We start from the raw sequence: 19,434 nt of genomic DNA, 5'->3' as shown, positions 1-19,434 counted from the left end.
AGGGAGATGCCATGACCGAGTACGCAACGATCATCGTCGAACAGCGGGGACGCGTCGGCTGGATCACCCTCAACCGGCCGGAGGCGCTGAACGCCCTCAACAGCCGGCTCGCCGAGGAGGTCACCGCGGCCGCGAGCGCGTTCGACGCGGATGCGGGCGTCGGGGTGATCGTCGTGACCGGATCCGAGCGGGCTTTCGCCGCCGGGGCCGACATCAAGGAGATGGAGGAGAAGTCCTCCGCCGAGATCCTCGGCACGGACCACTTCGGTGCCTGGACCGCCTTCGCGGCGGTGCGCACCCCGGTGATCGCCGCTGTCGCCGGCTACGCGCTGGGCGGCGGGTGCGAGCTCGCGATGATGTGCGACATCATCCTCGCCGCGGACACGGCGAAGTTCGGCCAGCCCGAGATCAACCTCGGCGTGATCCCCGGGATGGGGGGCTCGCAGCGCCTGATCCGCGCGGTCGGCTACTACAAGGCGGCCGAGCTCGTCCTCTCCGGGCGTGTGATCGGCGCGGAGGAGGCCGAGCGGATCGGACTGGTGTCGCGGATCGTGCCCGCAGCCGACCTCCTCGCGGAGGCGGAGAAGCTCGCGGAGACCATCGCGAGCAAGTCCCTGCCCTCGGTGTACGCCGCCAAGGCGGCCCTGGACACCGCGATGGAGACGCCCCTCGCCGAGGGGCTCGCCTTCGAGAAGCAGGCGTTCGCCGCGCTCTTCGACACCGCGGATCAGAAGGAGGGAATGGCCGCCTTCCGGGAGAAGCGCCCTCCGGAGTTCCAGCACCGATGAGCACCTCGCTTCCCGATGACGACGATCTGACGCTCTCCGAGGACGACCGCCGTGCGCTCGTCGCGTGGACCGTGGCCTGCGCCGAGCGCCTCCTGCCGCTGTTCATCGAGGAGCGTCCGGAGGACACCCGTCCGCAGGAGGCGCTCGACGCGGCCTGGGCGTTCACGCGGGGCGAGCTCGGGATCGGCGCCGTGCGCGAGCGCGCTTTCGCCTGCCATGCCGCGGCTCGTGAGGCGCAGGACCCCGCGGCGATCGCGGCCGCCCGGGTGTGCGGGCAGGCGGTCGCCGTCGCGCACATGGCCGGCCACAGTCGCCAGGTGCCGCGGTACACGGCCAAGGCCTTCCCCGGGGACCGCCCGCGCCGTGACGAGGAGCTCGCCTGGCAGCGGATGAACATCCCCGCCCGCTTCGACCGCTACGTCTACGACGGCGACTGACCCCGCCCGGGTCGGTCGGGTTCGGTCAGGTCCGGATCGCGGTTGCGCTGCCGTTTCCTGCGGTTGCGCTGCTGTTTCCTGTCGCGCTGCTGTTTCCTGCGGTTGCGCTGCTGATCCCTGCTTGCGCGCCGTAAATCTGTGTAGCGGGTGCAGGATTGTGCAGCGCGAGCGGGTGTTGCGACCGCGCGGTGACCGGCCGGGCTCGGTCAGGTTCGGATTGCGCTTGCGCTGCTGTTTCCTGCCGCGGATGGGGTCCGCTGCGAAATCCTGCTCGCGCGCCCCAGATCTGCGCTGCTGTTTCCTGTTGCGCTGTTGTTTCCTGCGGTTGCGCTGCTGATTCCTGCTTGCGCGCCGTAAATCTGTGTAGCGGGTGCAGGATTGTGCAGCGCGAGCCGACGGGGTAGGACGGGCAGGGCCCCGGCGGTCAGGGGCGGAGCTCGACGAGGGCCGCGGCGAGGCGCCGGTCGCGGGTCGCCTCCTGCTTGGCCTCGGCGATCGAGCGGGCCAGCTCCTTGCGGCGGGTGTAGGACAGGGCGTCGAACGCGCCGCGCAGCGCCGGATCGGCGTCGAGCGCCTCGGCGAGCGGGGCGGGCAGGTCGACCGTGCGCTCGGCGGAGTCCAGGGAGATCACGGCATCGACCTCGTCGCCCAGCTCCACGCCGAGCTCGGTACGGACGGCTTTGCTGAACCCGATGCAGTTCCGTCCTCCCATCCGGGCGACGCGCAGGCGGGCGGACCTCTCGCCGATCCGCACCACGACCGGGGGATTCTTGACGCTTCCGAGAGCGGCGACCTGGTCATCGCTCAGGACGATCGCCCCCGCCGGTCCCATCGGCTCCAGGACGGTGCGCACGTGCAGTTCGGTCATGACCGCCAGCATACGATCAGCCGCCGCGGACCGCCCTGGTCTCCAGCTCGTCGTTGCGGGCCTCGATGAGGCGGACGAGGTGCCGCTGCATCACGAGGGCATCGACGATCCCGCCGAGGGGGCCGAACGGGGAGCGGAAGACGATCTGGTCCCGCATCAGGGTCCCGCCGGAGCAGGGGGAGAACGTGTGGCGATGCCGGAACTCCGCGAAGGGTCCGGCGACCTGCCGGTCCGAGAAGCCGACCGGCGGATCGACGTCGTGCACGAGGGAGGTCATCCGGAATCGGATGCCGAAGTGCCGTGCGCTCCAGGTGATGGCGTCGCCCTCGCCGAGCGCCCCGGAGACGGGGCCCGCGACGACGCGCTCGCGATGGCGGGACATCGAGTCAACGTGCAGCCCGACGTCGAGGGACAGCGCGAACACCCGCTCCGCCGGAGCCGCGATCACGCGCTCGAGGACGAAGGCCGGCATGGCTCAGAGCGGATCGGGCTGCGGCCGCGGATCGGCGAAGTCGCCGGCGTCCTTGCGCATCCGGGCGACGATCGCGACGAGGTCCGCCGCGTCCTGCGCGGACAGGCCGGGGGCGGAGAACACCTCGGCGTTCAGCGCCGCGGTCGCCTGCTCGGCCCGCGCGCGGCCGTCGGGGGTGAGGGAGAGCATCGCCGCGCGGCCGTCGTGCGGGTGGGGCTCGCGGACCACGAGCCCATCGCGGACGAGCCGCTCCGCGGTGCTGGAGACGCTCGTGGCATGCACCTGGAGGCGGGCGACCACGCTGGACAGCGGCAGGCGTCCCTCCCGGCTGAAGGCGAGGAGGCGCAGCACCTCGTATCGGGCGAACGACAGCCCGAACGGCCGGAGAGCGGCCTCGACCCGCCCCAGCAGGAGCTGCTGGGCGCGCATCACCGACACGACGACGGACATGCCGTCCGCGGCATCCTTCCATCCGTGCGCCACCCATTGCCGCTTCGCCTCGGCGAGCGGATCAACGGGAAGGGGGTGGGATCGGGCCACACGTCCACGCTAGCGAGGGGGATCGGCGCACGGCGCCAGGGGCGCGCCGTGGCAGACTGGAAGCGGAGGCTATCGATGAAGATCTTCGTGCTGGTGAAAGAAGTTCCCGACACCTACGGCGACCGCAAGCTCGACCTCGAGACGGGGCTCGCCGACCGCGGTGCGGGCGATGTCGTCCTCGACGAGATCACCGAGCGCGCGCTGGAGGCGGCGCTGACCTATGCGGACGCGAATCCGGGCACCGAGGTCGTCGCGCTCTCGATGGCCCCGGAGTCGGCGACGGCCTCCATCCGGCGGGCCCTCGCGATGGGCGCGGCGTCGGCTGTCCACATCGTCGACGAGGGGCTCCGCGGCGCGGACCTCGGCACGACCGCCGCGGTCCTGGCCGCCGCCGTCCGCCGTGGAGCGCCCGATCTCGTCCTCACGGGCAACCTCTCCACCGACGGGGCGGGGGGAGTGCTCCCCGCCATGCTCGCCGAGCATCTCGGCTTCGCGCAGCTGACGGCTCTCAGCGCCGTGCAGATCGCCGACGGCTCGGTCTCTGGGACGCGCGCCACCGACTTCGGCGCCCAGGAGGTGTCCGCGACGCTCCCCGCCGTCGTCTCGATCACCGAGGCGCTGCCGGACGCCCGGTTCCCCAACTTCAAGGGCATCATGGCGGCCAAGAAGAAGCCGCTGGAGGTGCTGTCCCTCGCCGACCTCGGCGTCGACATCGCCCCGGAGGCGGCGCCGCAGGCGATCATGACGAGCGTGGCCGAGAAGCCGCCGCGGGCGGCGGGCGTGAAGATCACGGACGAGGGGGACGCCGCAGCCCAGCTGGTGGACTTCCTGGTGCAGAACAGGCTGGTGTGAGATGACCGACAACGCGATCCTCGTCCTCGTCGACGTGACCCCTTCGGGCGACGCGGCGCCCAGCACGGCGGGCCTGCTCGGCGCCGCAGCCCTGCTCGGCACCCCTGTGGCCCTGGTCACCGCGCCGGCCGGCACCGCGCAGTCGGCCGTCGCCGCTGCGGCCGCCGCCGGCGCGACCCTGGTGCTCACGGCCGACATCGACGCCGCCGCCCTGACCGTCCCGATCGTCGACGCCCTCCAGGCCGCCTACGCGAAGGTGCGCCCGGATGCGGTCCTCCTCTCGAACTCGATCGCCGGACGCGACGTCGCAGGTCGTCTCGCCGTCCGCGAGCGGCTCGCGCTGTCCGTCGACGCGGTCGGCGTCTCCCGTGACGACGAGGGCGTCGTGGCGCATCACTCCGTCTACGGCGGGGCCTACCTCACCGACTCAGCGCCGACCTACGGCGCCCCGGTCATCACCATCCGGCAGGGCGCGGTGGACGCGCGCGCCGACGCACAGGAGCCGCGGACCGAGGCTCTCGACGTCGTCGCCTCCGGTGCCGCCGCGGCGACGGGCGGCGCGATCGAGGCGATCGAGGCGACCTCGTCCCGACCGGAGCTGCGCGGTGCGCGGGCCGTCGTGTCGGGCGGCCGCGGCCTCGGGTCCAAGGAGGGCTTCGCCCTGGCCGAGGACCTCGCGGACGAGCTGGGTGCGGCGATCGGCGCCTCGCGCGCGGCCGTGGACGCCGGCTACATCCCCTACGCCCATCAGGTCGGGCAGACGGGCGTCTCGGTCTCCCCTCAGCTGTATGTCGCCCTCGGCATATCCGGTGCGATCCAGCACCGCGCGGGCATGCAGACCTCCAAGACGATCGTCGCGATCAACAAGGACGGCGATGCGCCGATCTTCGACGTAGCCGACTTCGGCATCGTCGGAGACCTGTTCACCGTGGTGCCCCAGGTGATCGAGGCGCTCCGGGCGCGGAAGAAGTAACGGCTCATCATGGCGGAGCGGATGCTGCGGCGGGGACTTCCCCGCGTCGTGGGCGGCGAGCCCTGGCCTCCGGCGGGCAGCGCGGTAGACGTCGACGGGCCGGCCCCGATCGGCCAGGGCATCGGCGATCCGGCCGGTGCGGGTACTGCCGCTTCTGCGGCTGATTCCGTGGATGCCGCCTCGGTCGCCGTGCCGAGCGCGTCGCTGGATGCCGTTCCGGTGGCCGCCGCGCCGAGCCCCGGGGCCTCTCCGACGTCCGGAGCCTCTGGGACGTCCGGAGCCTCTGGGACCCCTGGGACGTCCCTCGTCGGATCTGCGATGCGACGGGGGCTGCCCCGCGTCGCCGGCGGCGAGCCCTGGCCACCCACCGGCGCTGCCTCTGCGGGCACCGCCCCCGCGGGCGCTGCCTCTGCTCGCGCCACCTCCGTTGCTGACGCTCTGCCTGCGCCGGCTTCCCCGCCCCAGGGCGCATCGTCTTCGTCCTCCTCCTCGCCTGCCGCCGCCGCGCCCGTGCCCGCTTCGCTCGCGGTGGCGTCCCCGTCCACTACCGGGCCGACCGTGCGCCGCGGGCTGCCCCGCGTCGCCGGTGGCGAGCCGTGGCCGCCCGCAGGCACCGTCGCCACCGTAGAGGCCGCTGTTCCCGCCGAAACGTCTGCGCTCGCGGGCATCGTCGTGCCCGCGGAGACCGCCGTGCAGGTGTCCGCTCCGGCATCGGCCCCCGTGCAGGCGGTCCGCCCAGGGGCGGACCTGTCCACGCCCCTTCCGTTCACACGCACGGTCTGGCCGGGGACCGCGCCTCGCCGGCTCACCGCCTCCGCCGAGGGTCGCGGCGCCGATTCCTCGACCGGACGCCCTCGTCCGACCTGGACGCAGGCGCTCGCCGGTCTCTTCGCCGCGGCCGGGCTCGGGATCCTCGCGGGAGCCGCGATCGCGTTCGTGCGGGCCTTCCTCACCCTTCCCTTCATGCAGGACTTCCTCGCGGCGTTCCCCGGCGAGTACCACTCCCCGTTCGATCCGACGCCCGGCTTCCCCGCCTGGATCGGATGGCAGCACTTCTTCAACGTCTTCCTGATGATCCTGATCATCCGATCGGGGCTCCGGGTGCGCAGTGAGAAGCGGCCCACCGTGTTCTGGTCCCCCCGAGGGAACGCGAAGGGGAAGATCAGCCTCACGCTGTGGTTCCACCAGGCGCTGGACATCCTCTGGCTCGTCAACGGCGTCGTCTTCATCGTGCTGCTGTTCGCGAGCGGGCACTGGGCGAGGATCGTGCCGACCAGCTGGGAGGTCTTCCCGAACGCGCTGTCGGCGGGTCTCCAGTACGTCTCCTTCGACTGGCCGACCGAGAACGGCTGGGTCAACTACAACAGCCTGCAGCAGCTGGCCTACTTCACCACCGTGTTCCTCGCCGCCCCGCTCGCCGCGGTCACCGGGTTCCGGATGTCGGGCATGTGGCCGAAGAAGGCCGAGCGCCTGTCGAAGCTCTATCCGGTCGAGTGGGCGCGCGCCGTGCACTTCCCCGTGATGCTCTACTTCGTCGCGTTCATCGTCGTGCACGTGGCCCTCGTGGTGCTCACGGGCTTCCTGCGCAACCTCAACCACATGTACGCCTCGCAGGACGCCGTCACCTGGACCGGGTTCTGGGTGTTCGTCGCCTCGCTCGTCGTGATCGTCGGAGCCTGGATCGCGGCGCGCCCGCTCGTCCTGGCGCCGATCGCCAAGGTCTTCGGCAACGTCAGCGGCCGCTGACCGCCATCTCTCGCCGGGTCCGTCCTGGTCCGTGCCTCACGGCCCCGTCGTCAACCGGGTCCGTCAGCCGGGTCCGTGCTCCTCAGCCCTGTCTCTCAGCCCTGCCTGTCAGCCCGGTCCGTGTCCCAAAAATGGTCGCAAAAACGGGCCTGGACAACCGAATTCGGGACACGGTCCGCGAGAAGTGGGACACGGGCACCGGGAAGAGCGGCACCCGGAAAGAACGGTGCCGGACGAGCGGTGCCGGAGGGGTCAGCGGACGAAGCGGACCTCGGTGAGCGTCTCGCCGAGGAAGGGCTCGGTGTGGGTGGCGCCGTCGAGCCGGAATCCGTTGCGCTCGTAGAAGCGGTGGGCGCGGGGGTTGTCCTCGGCGACCCAGAGGTACAGGGGCTGATCCTTCGCGACCGCCGCATCGAACAGGCGCTGCCCGATCCCGGTGCCCTGCCATGCGCCCAGCAGGTAGATGAAGTACAGCTCGCGGTCGCTCGGGGCGTCCTTGTCGCGGGCGGGCCCGGAACCGACGAATCCGACGATCTCGCCGTCGACGAGGGCGGCGCTCATGAGGAACTCAGGACCCTGGGCTGCCCAGTGCGTCCAGAGCTCGGCCAGGCGGCGGGGGGAGATCTTCTCCAGGGCCGCCTTGCTGATCAGGTGGTCGTAGGTCTCGTGCCAGCAGCTGGCGTGCACGCGACCGAGGGCTTCGGCGTCCACATCGCGGACGGGCCGGACGATGATCTCAGGCTGGGCTTCGGCGCTCATGCGGCGACTCTACGCGGGCCGCTCGCGGAGACGAAATTGAGCGGATGCTCAGTCTGTCGTCCAGTGAAACCGTACGGAATGCGACCTCGCTGTTTAGAGGTGAAGCACAACGGATCTGCAGATCCTTACTTCGGTCACTACCATCGCCCTGTGAATGTGATCTGGCGCACCCTTCTTGTGATCCTCGCCGCGCGTCGTCGCGTCCGTCGCGGGGAGGCCCTCGATCCCACCGCCGTCGGTCGGATCCGCCTCACCACGCTGCCGACCGATCTCGACATCCTGCGCCACATGAACAACGGCCGCTACCTGTCGCTCTTCGACCTCGGACGATGGGACCTGCTGATCCGCACGGGCCTCTTCGACGCGATGAAGGATCGGGGTTGGTACGCGGTCGTCTCCAGCGAGACGGTCACCTTCCGCAAGTCGCTGGAGCCGTGGCAGCGGTTCGACGTCGAGTCGCGCTTCACCGGCCATGACGACAAGGCGCTGTTCCTGGAGCACCGTGCCGTGGTGGACGGCGAGGTGTACGCCCGCGTGATCGTGCGGGCGAGGATGCTGCGCCGCTCGGGCGGCACGGTCTCGCACGAGGAGCTCTTCGCGACGCTCGGCCGTCCCGAGGGCGTCCCCGGTGTGGCGGACTGGATCCACGACTGGGCCACCGCCTCCGCGCTCCCGCCGACCAAGGCCGCAGCGCCCAGCGTCTGGACCGACTGACGGTCAGGAGCGCCCTGGTCCCTGCGTCCGGGGCGCGGCGGCACGGTAGCGTGTGCATCGTGCTGACCGTCCTCGCCTCGACCGGCCGCGTGCTGCGCATGCACTGGCCCGCCCTGGTCGCGTGGTTCCTCGGCGGGATCCTCGCGCGCTACGCGGGGATCCAGCTCGCCGGACTCGTCGGCGCGCACTGGTCGATCGGAGGGCTGCTCCTGCTCCCTCTGGGCGTCGTCGCGCGGCTCGTCAGCTTCGTCGGCATGTTCCTCGTCGTGCGCGATGGACTGCGCGAGCTCTCGCTCATCGCGCCGGCCCCGGAGGACGCGAGGGAACGGCGCGCCGCCTTCCTCCAGGCGCTTCTCTCCGGGATCCTGCCGTTCTTCGCGGTCTATGCCGCATGGGGAATGCTCCGCAGCGACTACGAGGACTACCTGATGCGTGCGCTCCAGGTGCAGCACGGAATCGTCTGGGGTGCGCTGGCGGCGGGGGAGGAGGTCCACGTCGACGATGCCGGCGGCCCGGGGCTCGGGGTCTGGACCTTCGTCGTGATCGTTGTCGCCTTCGGCCTGCGCTGGGCCTGGAAGCGCTGGCAGAAGCGGCTGCCCCGTGCGTCCGCGCTCGTCGCCGTCTACCTCGAGGCGGTGTGGGTGTTCTTCTTCGTCTGGACCCTGCGCGATCTGATCGGGATCCTCTCGGAGTGGGTCTCGCATCGTGCGGCGATCGTGTGGGTCGAGGACTTCCGGGCCTGGATCGGGGAGCGCCTGGCCGTCCTCGGGTGGATCTGGGACGGGATCGGCTGGGCGCTCGGCGAGGCGGGCGGGATCCTGCTTCAGCCCCTCGCCTGGCTGACCGTCGCGGGCGTGGTCTACGGGCAGGCCATCGCGGCCGAGCGCCCGACGCTGGATCTCGGCCGTGGACGGCGCTACATCGATCTGGCGCGGAAGAGGTACTCCGCGGCGCCGGGATGGGCGCGCAAGCGGCTCGGCGATCTGCGGGACGAGGTGCTCTCCCGCTTCCGCCCGATCGGCCGGTCGATCCTGCTGATGTGGCGCGCAGGTCCCGTCGTCATCGCGACCTATGTCCTCCTCTACACGGTGGCCCTCGCTCTGAGCGCTCTGGTGCGGATCGCCCTCATCCGTCTGGTCGGGCCGCACGACATCGCCACGTTCTGGGCGATCGCCGACGCGGTGCTGTTCCTGGCGATCCCGCTCATCGTCGAGCCCATCCGCGTGAGCGTGGTCGCTGCCGGATACGACGCCACGCTGGGCGCCCTCCGGCGATCGGCTTCGTCGGGTCAGGGGTCGATCGAGAACCGGGCGAAGGACGGATCGGCCGAGGGCACGGGGACCTCGACCCAGAACGGGCCCTCCGCGTCCGCCGGAACGACGTAGGGGATGACCAGCTGGAAGGGGTCGCCCTCCTGCAGGGTGCAGTCGTAGGGCTCCTCGGCCAGGTAGGGCAGTCCGAGCTCGGCGCGGACCTGGAGCCATTCGCGCCCGCTGCGCTGCTCGACGAGCCGGGGCGCCATGCAGTATGCCGGTTCCCCCTCGGCTCGCGGGTGTTGCGGCTCGACCGGGATGGTGACGCCGATCAGCACTGTGCCTTCGGGAAGGTCCAGACCCTGCGTGTCCGTGACCACCACACCCTTGGCGGGTCCCCAGATCGCCCCGCCGATGTCGATGGTCCCGTCGCCGGACGGATCCGCGTCCACCGGGACCGAGGCGGGCCCGGAGAAGACGTTCTCGTACCATTCGTATCCGCCGACCGCGGCGATCGTCATCGGGGCGAGCACGGCGACGGCGCCGAGGGCGATGGCGTTGCGGCGCCACCAGCCTCGCCGCGGGACGGTCTCGGTCATCGTGCCCACTCCGTCGGGGAGATCTCTCCGGAGGGGTGCTCCGGGATCGTCGAGAGATCGATGGGGACGCGGATCTGCGAGTCCGCGCGCGGGTCGTTGTCGCGGGAGAAGGTGAGCACCGCCGGACCCCGGGGGATGTCGTCCGGAAGCTCGATCGCGATGCTCCCGCTCCGCGGCACGCCAGGGATGAGGACCGACTCGTACATCGACGTCATCCGGTTGCTGGCGTGATAGATCCGTCCGCCGGCCTCGAGGGCCACCCCGCGGAGGCCCACCTCGTTCTGCGAGACGACCGCTGCGGCACGCAGGTCCACCAGCAGCCACGTCCCCGCTCCCCGCCAGGTGGTCCCGTGCTGGCTCTGGGTGAGCTCATGGACCAGGACGACCCGGTCGACGGTGGCGTCGATGTCTCGTCCGACGCCGCGCTCGCCGACCTCCGCGGAGACGGGGAAGGGCTCCTCCCCTGCGTTCTCGGGCGGTGTGAACGCGCTGACCGCGCCGGCGGCGACGAGGAGCGCGAGGGCGGCCGCCCATGAGCCGACGGCGGTCATCCGGCGCCGCGCGGTCATCGCGCGTCCCCCGCGCCGCCCTCGACCACCGGCACCGGGACGACGGCGCCGACGCCCTCGTAGTCCCACCGGGTGCCGGCGCTCAGCCGGTTCTGCCGCTCGACGGCCTGAGGGAGCTGGACATCGATGGTCCTCTCCGTCCAGTCGGACGGAACGATCCAGGCGAGCCGCAGGCCGGTCATCAGACCCGGCTGGAGCCGGGGCGCGGCGGTGCCGTCGTCCCGGCGGAAGACGGACGGCGCCGCGTCGAGGCCGTCGATGCGGACGCCGGACAGCGCGCTCATGCCGCCGCCGATGCTCGGGCGCGTCTCAGCGGTGAGGCTCATGGCATCGACGTCGACGAGGAGCACCCGCTCGCCCGGGCCGGGGCGTTCGACCTCGCGCTTCTCGTCCACGATCTCCGCGCCGATGACGGCCAGGTCGAATCCGGATCCGAGGAAATGCTCGCCGATGCTCATGCGCGGCGTCGGCTCCTCGACCGTCGCGAGTCCGCCGAACGCGGCGGTCGTGACCAGCACGATGCCGGTGCAGATCCCGCCGAACCACGAGGTGGGCACCCGGTCGGCGGCGACGCGGATCCACCGGCGGGGCGTCCCGGCGGACGCCGGAGCCGCGGGCTCGGAAGGTGGAGCGTCCGCGAGCCTCCGCCCCGTGCCGCGCGTGCCCTGCGCGTCCGCCCCCGCTGCGGGACGCCGATCGCCATCACTCACGGTCCTCAGCATAAGAGGTCGCGGCAGGGGAGGCGGGGCGCGAGGGCGAGCCTCGGCCCCGGACGCGCCGAAGCGCGCCATGCTGGGATCAGCACGCGCAGCCGGCTGGTCCGGCGTGCGCAGAAGGCGTGCGCAGAGAGGGACGGGACGAATGCCGCACATGCTGACGGACGAGGACCGGGAGCGCGCGCGGAAGGCCGTCGACCTCGCGCAGCGGTGGGTCGAGGAGGCGGCGGCCGACAAGGCGGGCGGCCCCGACAAGGCCGGCGCCCCCGAGAAGGGCAGCACCTCCCGGAAGGGGGAGGCCGGACGGAAGGGCGACCCGGCGGCGGAGCGCCTCGCCGGAGTGCTGCAGGATCCGAACGGGCTGCCGTTCACGCTCGGGTTCGTCGACGGCGTCATGCGGCCGGAGAGCCTCGGCGCGGCCGCGGCGAACCTGCACCGGATCGCCCCGCTCGTCCCCGGCTTCCTGCCGTGGTATCTGCGGGCCGCCGTCCGCCTCGGCGGGGGCATCGCGCAGGCGCTCCCCGTCCCGACCGTCCCGATCGCCCGACGTGCGCTCCGCGACATGGTCGGCCACCTCGTCGTCGACGCCCGCCCGGAGAAGCTCGGCGCCGCCATCGCCCGGCTGCGCGAGGGCGGCGCCCGGCTCAACCTCAACCTGCTGGGGGAGGCCGTGCTCGGCGAGGAGGAGGCGAAGCGGCGGTTGGACGGGATCCACGACCTGATCCGGCGCCCCGATGTCGACTACGTCTCGGTCAAGGTCTCGGCCGTCGTCGGCCGCATCTCCATGTGGGCGTTCGACGAGGTGGTCGAGGAGGTCGCCGAGCGCCTGCTCCCGCTGTACGTCACCGCCGCGGAGGACGGGACCTTCATCAACCTCGACATGGAGGAGTACCGCGATCTCGATCTCACGATCGCCGTCTTCACCCGCGTCCTGGAGGACCCGCGGCTGAAGGGGCTGGAGGCGGGGATCGTCCTGCAGGCGTACCTGCCCGACGCCCTGCCGGCGCTCCGCGAGCTCACGGCCTGGGCGCAGGATCGCGTGGAGCACGGCGGCGCCCCGATCAAGGTCCGCCTCGTGAAGGGCGCGAACCTCGCGATGGAGCAGGTCGATGCGCTGATGCACGGCTGGACGCCCGCGCCGTACGACACCAAGCTCGACACCGACGCCAACTACCTGCGGTGCCTGGACGAGGCGCTGCGCCCGGAGTCGGTGCGCGCCGTGCGGATAGGCATCGCCGGGCACAATCTCTTCGACATCGCCTACGCGTGGCTCCTCGCGGGGGCGCGCGAGGTTCGCGACGGGATCGAGTTCGAGATGCTGCTCGGCATGGCCCAGGGGCAGGTCGAGGCGGTGACCAGGGAGGTCGGCCACGTGCTCCTCTACGTCCCGGTCGTGCGGCCGGCCGAGTTCGACGTCGCGATCAGCTACCTCGTCCGCAGGCTCGAGGAGAACGCGAGCCCGGAGAACTTCCTGTCCGCCGCCTTCCGGCTGCACGACGACCAGGATCTCCTGGACAGGGAGATCGGGCGGTTCGGCGCCTCGCTGGAGCGCTCGGCCGACCCGGCGCTGCGCAGCGTCCCCCGTCGGACGCAGGATCGCCTCGCCCCGGTGCACGAGTCGCTGGTCCGCTCCGCCGACTCGTCCGCCGAGGACTCCGCGGACACGCAGGCCGTCCTCGGCATCGTCCGCTCGACCGAGAGCAGCCTGGACGACACGTTCGTCGAGACCGCGGTGTACGCCCGCCGCGAGGACGCCGGCGACATCGCCCTCGGCGCCCCCGGGTTCGCGAACACCCCGGACAGCGACCCGGCGCTGCCGGCCAACCGCGAGTGGGCGCGTGGCATCCTCGCCGGCATCCCGGGATCGACCGCGGGCGAGGGGATCCTCCGCTCCGCGCGGATCGAGGACCCCGAGGTCCTGGAGCGCACGATCGCGGCCGTGCGGGAGGCGGGCGCCTCCTGGGGTGCGCGACCGGCGACCGAGCGCGCCGAGGTGCTCCTCCGGGCCGCGGCCGTGCTGGAGTCGCGCCGGGCCGAGCTGATCGAGGTCGCGGCTGCCGAGACGGGAAAGGTCCTGGCCGAGGCCGACGTCGAGGTGAGCGAGGCCGTGGACTTCGCCCGCTACTACGGCGCCAAGGCGCGCGAGCTCGACGCGATCCCCGGGGCGAGCTTCGTCCCGTCCCGGCTCACGGTGGTCGCCCCGCCCTGGAACTTCCCCCTCGCGATCCCCTCCGGCGGCGTCATCGCCGCGCTCGCCGCAGGATCGGGGGTCGTCTTCAAGCCGGCCCCGCAGGCGCGGCGCTGCGCGGCCGTGATCGCAGCGGCCCTGTGGGACGCCGGCGTCCCCCGCGATGCGCTCGCCCTCGTGGACATCGAGGAGGGCGAGCTGGGGCAGCGCCTCATCGCGCATCCGGACGTCGACCGCGTGATCCTCACGGGCGCGTGGGACACCGCGGCGCTGTTCCGGAGCTGGCGGACCGACCTGCCGCTCCTCGCCGAGACCAGCGGCAAGAACGCGATGATCATCACGCCGTCCGCCGATCTCGACCTCGCCGTCGGAGACCTCGTGCGCAGCGCCTTCGGCCACGCCGGGCAGAAGTGCTCCGCGGCGTCGCTGGCGATCCTCGTCGGCCCCGTCGGCCGGTCGAAGCGGTTCGCCCGGCAGCTCGCGGACGCGACGCGCTCCCTGCGCGTCGGTCTGCCGACGGACCCGCGCGCCGAGGTCGGCCCGGTGATCGAGAAGCCCTCGGGGAAACTCCTGTGGGCGCTCACGGAGCTCGAGGGCGACGAGAAGTGGCTCGTGAAACCGCGACTGCTGGATGCCCCGGACGCCGAGGGGCGGCTCTGGACCCCCGGCATCCGCGTCGGCGTGCAGCCGGGATCGCGCTTCCATCGTGAGGAGTTCTTCGGGCCGGTGCTCGGGATCATGCACGCGCCGACGCTGGCGCGCGCGATCGAGCTCCAGAACGCCGTCGACTACGGTCTGACCGCCGGCCTCTGCACGCAGAGTCCCGACGACCTCGCCCTCTGGCTGGATCGCGTCCAGGCCGGCAACCTCTACGTCAACCGCGGGATCACGGGCGCGATCGTGCAGCGTCAGCCGTTCGGCGGGTGGAAGCGCTCGTCCGTCGGCGCCGGGGCGAAGGCGGGCGGTCCGAACTACCTGATCGGCCTCGGGTCGTGGCAGGGCACGAGCGGCGGTGCGCCGTCGAGCACGCTGCACCTGCGCGGACTGGACACCCGGATCACCGCGCTCATCGAGGCCGCGCAGCCGTCCCTGGATTACACGGCGTTCGAGTGGCTGCGCCGGGCCGCGCTGTCCGATGCGCTCGCGTGGGATCGCGAGTTCGGGCGGGTGCGCGACGTCTCCCGTCTCGGCATCGAGCGCAACCTGTTCCGCTACCGCCCGGTTCCGGTCGCGGTCCGTGCCACGGGGGATGCGGCGTGGCGCGAGCTGCTGCGCGTCACGATCGCCGCCATCCGCACGGGCGCCGTCGTGACGCTCTCGACCCCGGTCGGCCTGCCGGCGGGGGTGCGCCGCGTGCTCGGCGATGTGGGCATCCCGGTCTCGGTCGAGACCGACGAGGAATGGCTCCAGCGGTTCGCGCCCCGCGGCGTCGCCGACGCGATGGAGGCGCCGGCGGCGGAGGGGTTGTCCGGGGAAGGGCTGTCTGGGGAAGGGCTGTCTGGGGAGCGTCTGTCTGGGGCGGCTCTGTCTGGGGCGGCTCCTTCGGGGGCGCGTCCGTCCGGAGTGGATCTGTCCGGGGAGGGCTTTTCCGGGGTGGCGGATGTCGCGAATGCCCTGTCCGTCCGTCCGAGTCGGGTGCGGCTGATCGGCCCGGCCGAGCCCGTCGCGGCGCTGCACCGCGCCTTCGCCGGTGCCGTGGGAGGGGATCCCGACCTCGCGGTCTACGCGGGGGCGGTGACCACCGCCGGCCGGATCGAGCTGCTGCCCTTCCTGCACGAGCAGTCCGTGACCATCACCGCGCACCGCTTCGGCAACCCCGACACAACCTTTTCCGGGGTTATATAGTCCGAGAGAGACCTCTCGGAGACGGGAGTGGTGATGGGATCTCAGGGCCAGTGCGACGTTTACACGACCCTCGCCGACATCTTCGATAGCAAGGCGGAGGCGCTGGAGCCGTTGGACCTCGATGTCGAATTCGCGCTCATAGTGAAGGCGCAGGCTGGCGACGAGCGTGCGACCCTGGCGCTCATGCGTCAATATGCGGTTGGCCTTCGGGGCCTGGCGAAGCGGGAGTACGCGCGCGCCGGGGAGCACGTCGATGCCGAGGAGACCCGCCAGAACGTCGCCTTGGCGTTCATGGAGGCCCTGGCCGCCTGCGACGGTACGGTGAGGCTGGCGGCGAAGCTCCAGGTGGCGGCATTCAAAGTGGCTGACGAGTTCCACCTCGTCGGTGTGCTCAGCATGTCATCGCGGGCGAGGTCGCGCTTCTTTCAGGTGCGTCGCGAGGTCGGTGTCGGTGCCGATGTTGAGGCCGTCGCCGTAGAGCTCGGGATGTCGAGGGAGACATACCGCGCGGTGGAGGCGGCGTTGAGTGCCGCGCCAGTGGATGACCACCGCAATGTCGCAGTCGACGGCGGGTTCGAGGCGGTGGACAAGGGGGCCATGTGCGCCCGGGCGTTCGCGGCGGTTGAGGAACTCACTGAGAGCATAATCCGGGATGCCTACGGTTTCACAGAGTATGAGCCGATTCCTGATGGCGAGATCGCGTACAGGCGGGGACTTTCGCGGTCCAAGGTCCAGCGTGTGCGAACTGGAGGACTGGAAAGGATGCGGCGGGTTCTGACGCTCCCCGCTGAGTCGCAGACTGCCGCCGTTTGCCTTGCCGCATGATGCTTCGTAGCGCGTTGCGCGCCAGTGAGACGCTGAGGGGTGGCGATTTGATGACTGCTGAAGTGGGAGTGTTCCGCGTTGGAGATGTGGTCAAGGGTCGGCCGGTGCCGATGGCGAAGTGGCACATCACGACCGGAGACCCGGAGGTGGCCGCGAAGGTGCATGAGCTTCTCGGCGGCGACGGGCCCCAGGAGTGGGCATCGAAGGGCGAGGACAACATCGAGGTCTTCACGGCCTCCTCCACCGTCGACATCATCATCGAGAAGGCCAAGGATCTCCGGCAGCGCATGGTGCTGTGGGGCCGCTCTGGGAAGCCGATCTACGTGAGCGACGGCGAGCACCTCCTCGACGACCAGGGCCACCCCACCGAAGAGCGCGACCCCGATGCCGATCTCTCCTTCGCTGAGCGTAAGGCCAAGAAGGACATCGGGGCCATCCCCGACATCGACCTCTTCTTCCGCCTCGCGGATGAGCCCGACCTCGGCGTCTTCAAGTTCAAGACCGGGTCATGGGGATTCGCTTCGGACCTGGCCTACAACGGGGTCGAGTCCGAGCTTGGCTCTGCGGAGGGACCCGTCAAGGCGACGCTCACTCTCTCGCCGGTCTCGTTCGTCGCAAAGAACGGGCCTCGCAAGGGGCAGACGGTGAGCTATACCAAGAGCGAGCTCGTCATCAAGGGCGCCGCGTGATGGATGTTGTGTGTGTGGGGGGGGGGGGGGCTCCGGGATGCTACTTCGATCCCGGAACCCCTCTGGCTAGCCGTCGCCTACATCGGCGTCCCGCACTCGGGGCAGACGCCGCCGAGTGGGCCGGTGTGCGTCTCATCGGCGGGGCAGAACGCAAAGGACTCAGGCCGGTAGTTCTCGTTGACCGGCACGGTCGAGCGGACAGGCACAAACTCGTGCATCGTGGTTCTCCAAACCAACGCCGCACGCCATAAAGGCGGCGTTGATCCGGGAGAAGCAGGTCGATGCTGTTGTGTCCCTTCATCGGCGTCAAGACTACTCGCAGTGGCTAACGCCGAGCGTGACGAGCTCGGCCGGAGCCGGTCGGCTGTGCAGAGGCTTCGTATCGGGGCGTTGGTGGAGATGCGGAAGGCGTTGGCAGCGTAGCACCGCACGATTGTGCCAGGAACGCCAAAAAGGCCCCGGCCTCCTCATCATGGGGGACCGGGGCCGGGAGGGTGCTACCTCCGTCGGAGCTTGTCGGCGACGACTTCGCCGACAAGGTTGGGATCGTTCGTGTGGATGTTGATCGGCGGACCGTCGTAGTCCCGGCCGTCCAGGGCGGCGAGTGCCTCGGCCTGGCGGTCGATCGAGCCGGAGAGGCCACCGTGGGGGACGGCCTTGGAGATATCCGCGCTGAGTGGGAGGCTCATGCCGCTTACGGCATCGGAGGCTGCGGTCGCGAGACCCAGCGCTGACTTGGCGACGTCGCCCTCCATGTCACCGAGGCCGAGTGCGAGGCCCTCACCGACGTTCTCGCCGAAGCCTCGGAAGAGGCGAGACGGGGAATGGATGCCAAGGAAGCCGAGGAAGCCGTCGACCGCACCCCCGATGATGCCGAGGAGCGCTTCACCGACAGCACCGGCCGCGTTCCAGAGCCCCTGCACGAGGCCACCGATGAGATCGATACCCGCGGACCAGAGCCAGCGTCCGGCGCCAGCGAGGAAGCCGCCGATGGTGCTGGGTAAGGAAGCGAACCAGGCGGCAACGTTCTCCCAGAAGGTGGCGATGCCGTTGAAGAGGCCGCTGACGAGGCGACTGCCGGATTCGATGAGCCACTCGCCGATGCCAGCGAGTGTCGACATGATGGCGGGCAGGAGGTCCGCGAACCAGTTGACAAGCACGTCGATGGCTGCACTGACGGCGGCGAGGATGCCGTCCCAGGCGCCTTTGAGGGTGTCGCCGATGATCTGCCAGAACGATCCCCAATCGCCGGAGAGAGCGGCAGAGAACGCGCGGATGATGCCGCCGATGAAGTCGACGGCGACCTTGATGATGTCGGTGATGAACCCGAATACGGTCTGAACGATCGGCATGAGCGACTGGATGACGGGGACGAGCGCGTCGAGAAGGGCACCGATCAGCGGGGCGATTGCGGCGACGAGCTGGCCGATGAGCGCGGCGGCTTCTCCGAGGGCGGGAGCAAGCTGGGTGAAGAGGTCCGCGATGATGGGGAGCGCGATGGCAAGCGCGCCCGAAAGGTGGGCCGTGAGGGCTTGGATCACGGGTGTGAGCGCTTGTGTGACGGTGGTGAGGTTCCCGGCGATCACGGTGGCGATCTGTGCGAGGAGAGCGCCGATCTGCGGGAGCATCGGGGCGAGCGCTTGGAAGGCGATGCCGATGGGTGAGAGGTTGGGCAAGAGCCCCGCAAAGGCACCGCCGAGTTGGCCGAGAGCGGGGCCGACGGTGGCGAATGTCTGAGTGAGGACCGGGCCGACCTCGTCGAGGAAGGGCTCGATGCCGTTTACGAGGTCGGCGAAGACGCCCATAAGGTCTGCGGCGGCGGGGAGGAAGGCGCCGCCGATCTTCGCCTTGAGGTTCTCGAATCCCGCTGATAGCTGTTGCTGCCGGGCAGCGAAGGTTTCAGCCTCGCGACCGGCTGCGCCGTGGGCGTCGGCGGTCTGCTCCATGATGAGCGCGAGTGTCGCGGCCTGTTGGGCCTCGTTGCTGAACGATCCGCCAACCTTCTCGAAGCCGAGGGACGCGGCCTTGGCGTCGATGGAGGCTTGCTTGAGTGAGACGCCGTAGCGCTCGATCGGATCGCGCTCGCCTTTGAGGGCTGAGGAGAGCGCCTCGACAGCGTCCTTGGTCGTTCCGCCGAACATTGCGGAGAGGTCGGCGCCGACGCCGATGAGGTCTCGTGTCTTTGGTGCGAGCTCGGCAAGTGCGGTGCCGCCGTTCTTGAGCTGCGAGCCGAGCACGGCCGCGAGCTCGCTGTATGCGGTCTTGGAAAGGCCAATGGATCCGGCGGCCTCGTCAGCGAAGCCCTTCACGGCCGACGCCTGATCCTTGAAGATCGCCTCAATTGCACCTGTTGACTGCTGGAGGTCACTTGCGGCTGAGACGGTTCCGGCGACGAACTGGCCGATTGCCATTGCACCTGTCGCGAGCATCGCGGGACCGACGAGGCCACGGAAGGCTCCGACGATCGAGGAGCCGGTCTTGGTGCCCGCATCGGAGCCTGCTGAGGGAAGTTGGGTGTTGAGCTCGCTGGTCAGGGCTCGGCCGAACCCTTGTGCGGACGGGAGGACGTTGAGGGTGGCGTAGCCGATGTTCTCGGCCATG

18 protein-coding genes are annotated in these 19,434 nt (G+C 70.8%); 10 read left to right on the top strand and 8 right to left on the bottom strand.

All coding sequences use genetic code 11. From position 1 onward, the window contains the following. The first annotated feature begins 11 nt into the window (after positions 1–11). On the top strand, positions 12–788 hold the full coding sequence (locus tag J2Y69_RS07030) for an enoyl-CoA hydratase-related protein (protein WP_310018968.1): 777 nt from the start codon (positions 12–14) through the stop codon (positions 786–788). Next, positions 785–1,225: a putative immunity protein gene (locus J2Y69_RS07025; RefSeq protein ID WP_310018966.1), complete on the top strand. Its 441-nt coding sequence runs from the start codon at positions 785–787 to the stop codon at positions 1,223–1,225. Before J2Y69_RS07030 ends, J2Y69_RS07025 begins: the two co-directional genes overlap by 4 nt. Positions 1,226–1,649: 424 nt before the next feature. On the opposite strand, the gene J2Y69_RS07020 is transcribed toward J2Y69_RS07025, so the two are convergent. Genes J2Y69_RS07020 through J2Y69_RS07010 form a run of 3 tightly spaced genes read right to left on the bottom strand, consistent with a single transcriptional unit; the run spans position 1,650 to position 3,105 of the window. Next, complete coding sequence (locus J2Y69_RS07020; RefSeq protein ID WP_310018965.1) at positions 1,650–2,093, bottom strand: YdeI/OmpD-associated family protein; 444 nt, start codon at positions 2,091–2,093, stop codon at positions 1,650–1,652. A 16-nt stretch (positions 2,094–2,109) separates the two neighbouring features. After that, positions 2,110–2,565, bottom strand: coding sequence for an SRPBCC family protein (locus tag J2Y69_RS07015; RefSeq protein ID WP_310018963.1), 456 nt, complete (start codon positions 2,563–2,565; stop codon positions 2,110–2,112). A 3-nt stretch (positions 2,566–2,568) separates the two neighbouring features. After that, on the bottom strand, positions 2,569–3,105 hold the full coding sequence (locus J2Y69_RS07010) for a MarR family winged helix-turn-helix transcriptional regulator (RefSeq protein WP_310018961.1): 537 nt from the start codon (positions 3,103–3,105) through the stop codon (positions 2,569–2,571). A gap of 75 nt (positions 3,106–3,180) precedes the next feature. On the opposite strand from J2Y69_RS07010, the gene J2Y69_RS07005 reads away from it, so the two are divergent. The 3 genes from J2Y69_RS07005 to J2Y69_RS06995 all read left to right on the top strand — a co-directional run bounded on the left by J2Y69_RS07005 (position 3,181) and on the right by J2Y69_RS06995 (position 6,676). Continuing rightward, positions 3,181–3,957, top strand: coding sequence for an electron transfer flavoprotein subunit beta/FixA family protein (locus J2Y69_RS07005; protein ID WP_310018960.1), 777 nt, complete (start codon positions 3,181–3,183; stop codon positions 3,955–3,957). Position 3,958: 1 nt separating this feature from the next. Then, complete coding sequence (locus J2Y69_RS07000; protein WP_310018957.1) at positions 3,959–4,930, top strand: electron transfer flavoprotein subunit alpha/FixB family protein; 972 nt, start codon at positions 3,959–3,961, stop codon at positions 4,928–4,930. A 510-nt stretch (positions 4,931–5,440) separates the two neighbouring features. Next, a complete protein-coding gene (locus tag J2Y69_RS06995) occupies positions 5,441–6,676 on the top strand; it encodes a cytochrome b/b6 domain-containing protein (protein ID WP_310018955.1) in 1,236 nt (411 codons plus the stop codon). A 252-nt stretch (positions 6,677–6,928) separates the two neighbouring features. On the opposite strand, the gene J2Y69_RS06990 is transcribed toward J2Y69_RS06995, so the two are convergent. Continuing rightward, a complete protein-coding gene (locus J2Y69_RS06990) occupies positions 6,929–7,435 on the bottom strand; it encodes a GNAT family N-acetyltransferase (RefSeq protein ID WP_310018953.1) in 507 nt (168 codons plus the stop codon). A gap of 150 nt (positions 7,436–7,585) precedes the next feature. Here J2Y69_RS06990 and J2Y69_RS06985 point away from each other — a divergent pair, with 150 nt between their 5' ends. Both J2Y69_RS06985 and J2Y69_RS06980 read left to right on the top strand, forming a co-directional pair. After that, positions 7,586–8,149 (top strand): acyl-CoA thioesterase, encoded by a 564-nt coding sequence (locus tag J2Y69_RS06985; RefSeq protein ID WP_310018951.1) that lies wholly within the window; start codon positions 7,586–7,588, stop codon positions 8,147–8,149. A 59-nt stretch (positions 8,150–8,208) separates the two neighbouring features. Continuing rightward, on the top strand, positions 8,209–9,534 hold the full coding sequence (locus J2Y69_RS06980) for a hypothetical protein (protein ID WP_310018949.1): 1,326 nt from the start codon (positions 8,209–8,211) through the stop codon (positions 9,532–9,534). On the opposite strand, the gene J2Y69_RS06975 is transcribed toward J2Y69_RS06980, so the two are convergent. Genes J2Y69_RS06975 through J2Y69_RS06965 form a run of 3 tightly spaced genes read right to left on the bottom strand, consistent with a single transcriptional unit; the run spans position 9,438 to position 11,280 of the window. After that, positions 9,438–10,001, bottom strand: a complete 564-nt coding sequence (locus J2Y69_RS06975) for a hypothetical protein (protein ID WP_310018947.1) — start codon at positions 9,999–10,001, stop codon at positions 9,438–9,440. The genes J2Y69_RS06980 and J2Y69_RS06975 overlap by 97 nt on opposite strands. Continuing rightward, positions 9,998–10,570, bottom strand: coding sequence for a hypothetical protein (locus tag J2Y69_RS06970; protein ID WP_310018945.1), 573 nt, complete (start codon positions 10,568–10,570; stop codon positions 9,998–10,000). The genes J2Y69_RS06975 and J2Y69_RS06970 overlap by 4 nt, the downstream gene beginning before the upstream one ends. Then, positions 10,567–11,280 carry a hypothetical protein gene (locus J2Y69_RS06965; RefSeq protein ID WP_310018943.1) on the bottom strand — a complete coding sequence of 238 codons (714 nt, stop codon included), beginning with the start codon at positions 11,278–11,280 and terminating at the stop codon, positions 10,567–10,569. Before J2Y69_RS06965 ends, J2Y69_RS06970 begins: the two co-directional genes overlap by 4 nt. 160 nt (positions 11,281–11,440) lie before the next feature. On the opposite strand from J2Y69_RS06965, the gene J2Y69_RS06960 reads away from it, so the two are divergent. From J2Y69_RS06960 to J2Y69_RS06950, 3 genes are read left to right on the top strand one after another with little or no spacing between them, the layout of a single operon-like run. Next, positions 11,441–15,319 (top strand): proline dehydrogenase family protein, encoded by a 3,879-nt coding sequence (locus J2Y69_RS06960; protein ID WP_310018941.1) that lies wholly within the window; start codon positions 11,441–11,443, stop codon positions 15,317–15,319. A gap of 30 nt (positions 15,320–15,349) precedes the next feature. Next, positions 15,350–16,144, top strand: coding sequence for an RNA polymerase sigma factor (locus J2Y69_RS06955; RefSeq protein WP_310018940.1), 795 nt, complete (start codon positions 15,350–15,352; stop codon positions 16,142–16,144). Continuing rightward, positions 16,141–16,833 (top strand): recombination directionality factor, encoded by a 693-nt coding sequence (locus tag J2Y69_RS06950; RefSeq protein WP_310018939.1) that lies wholly within the window; start codon positions 16,141–16,143, stop codon positions 16,831–16,833. The genes J2Y69_RS06955 and J2Y69_RS06950 overlap by 4 nt, the downstream gene beginning before the upstream one ends. Positions 16,834–17,330: 497 nt before the next feature. Here J2Y69_RS06950 and J2Y69_RS06945 read toward each other — a convergent pair whose 3' ends face one another. Continuing rightward, the gene (locus J2Y69_RS06945) at positions 17,331–19,433 is read right to left on the bottom strand and encodes a phage tail protein (protein WP_310018937.1); all 2,103 of its coding nucleotides are present in this window, start codon (positions 19,431–19,433) and stop codon (positions 17,331–17,333) included. Position 19,434: the final 1 nt, after the last annotated feature.

It is taken from the genome of Microbacterium resistens (assembly GCF_031456305.1).
GTDB lineage: Bacteria > Actinomycetota > Actinomycetes > Actinomycetales > Microbacteriaceae > Microbacterium > Microbacterium resistens_A.
Note: the sequence above shows the minus strand (reverse complement) of the source record. Positions and strands in the feature narration are given on the sequence as shown.

Bases quoted from the DNA above. Each gene is read 5' to 3' on its own strand.
- J2Y69_RS06950 (WP_310018939.1), top strand. From the start codon at position 16,141: ATGATGCTTCGTAGCGCGTTGCGCGCCAGTGAGACGCTGAGGGGTGGC.
- J2Y69_RS07015 (WP_310018963.1), bottom strand. From the start codon at position 2,565: ATGCCGGCCTTCGTCCTCGAGCGCGTGATCGCGGCTCCGGCGGAGCGG.
- J2Y69_RS07005 (WP_310018960.1), top strand. From the start codon at position 3,181: ATGAAGATCTTCGTGCTGGTGAAAGAAGTTCCCGACACCTACGGCGAC.
- J2Y69_RS06970 (WP_310018945.1), bottom strand. From the start codon at position 10,570: ATGACCGCGCGGCGCCGGATGACCGCCGTCGGCTCATGGGCGGCCGCC.
- J2Y69_RS07000 (WP_310018957.1), top strand. From the start codon at position 3,959: ATGACCGACAACGCGATCCTCGTCCTCGTCGACGTGACCCCTTCGGGC.
- J2Y69_RS06990 (WP_310018953.1), bottom strand. From the start codon at position 7,435: ATGAGCGCCGAAGCCCAGCCTGAGATCATCGTCCGGCCCGTCCGCGAT.
- J2Y69_RS06975 (WP_310018947.1), bottom strand. From the start codon at position 10,001: ATGACCGAGACCGTCCCGCGGCGAGGCTGGTGGCGCCGCAACGCCATC.
- J2Y69_RS07030 (WP_310018968.1), top strand. From the start codon at position 12: ATGACCGAGTACGCAACGATCATCGTCGAACAGCGGGGACGCGTCGGC.
- J2Y69_RS06960 (WP_310018941.1), top strand. From the start codon at position 11,441: ATGCTGACGGACGAGGACCGGGAGCGCGCGCGGAAGGCCGTCGACCTC.
- J2Y69_RS07020 (WP_310018965.1), bottom strand. From the start codon at position 2,093: ATGACCGAACTGCACGTGCGCACCGTCCTGGAGCCGATGGGACCGGCG.
- J2Y69_RS07025 (WP_310018966.1), top strand. From the start codon at position 785: ATGAGCACCTCGCTTCCCGATGACGACGATCTGACGCTCTCCGAGGAC.
- J2Y69_RS06945 (WP_310018937.1), bottom strand. From the start codon at position 19,433: ATGGCCGAGAACATCGGCTACGCCACCCTCAACGTCCTCCCGTCCGCA.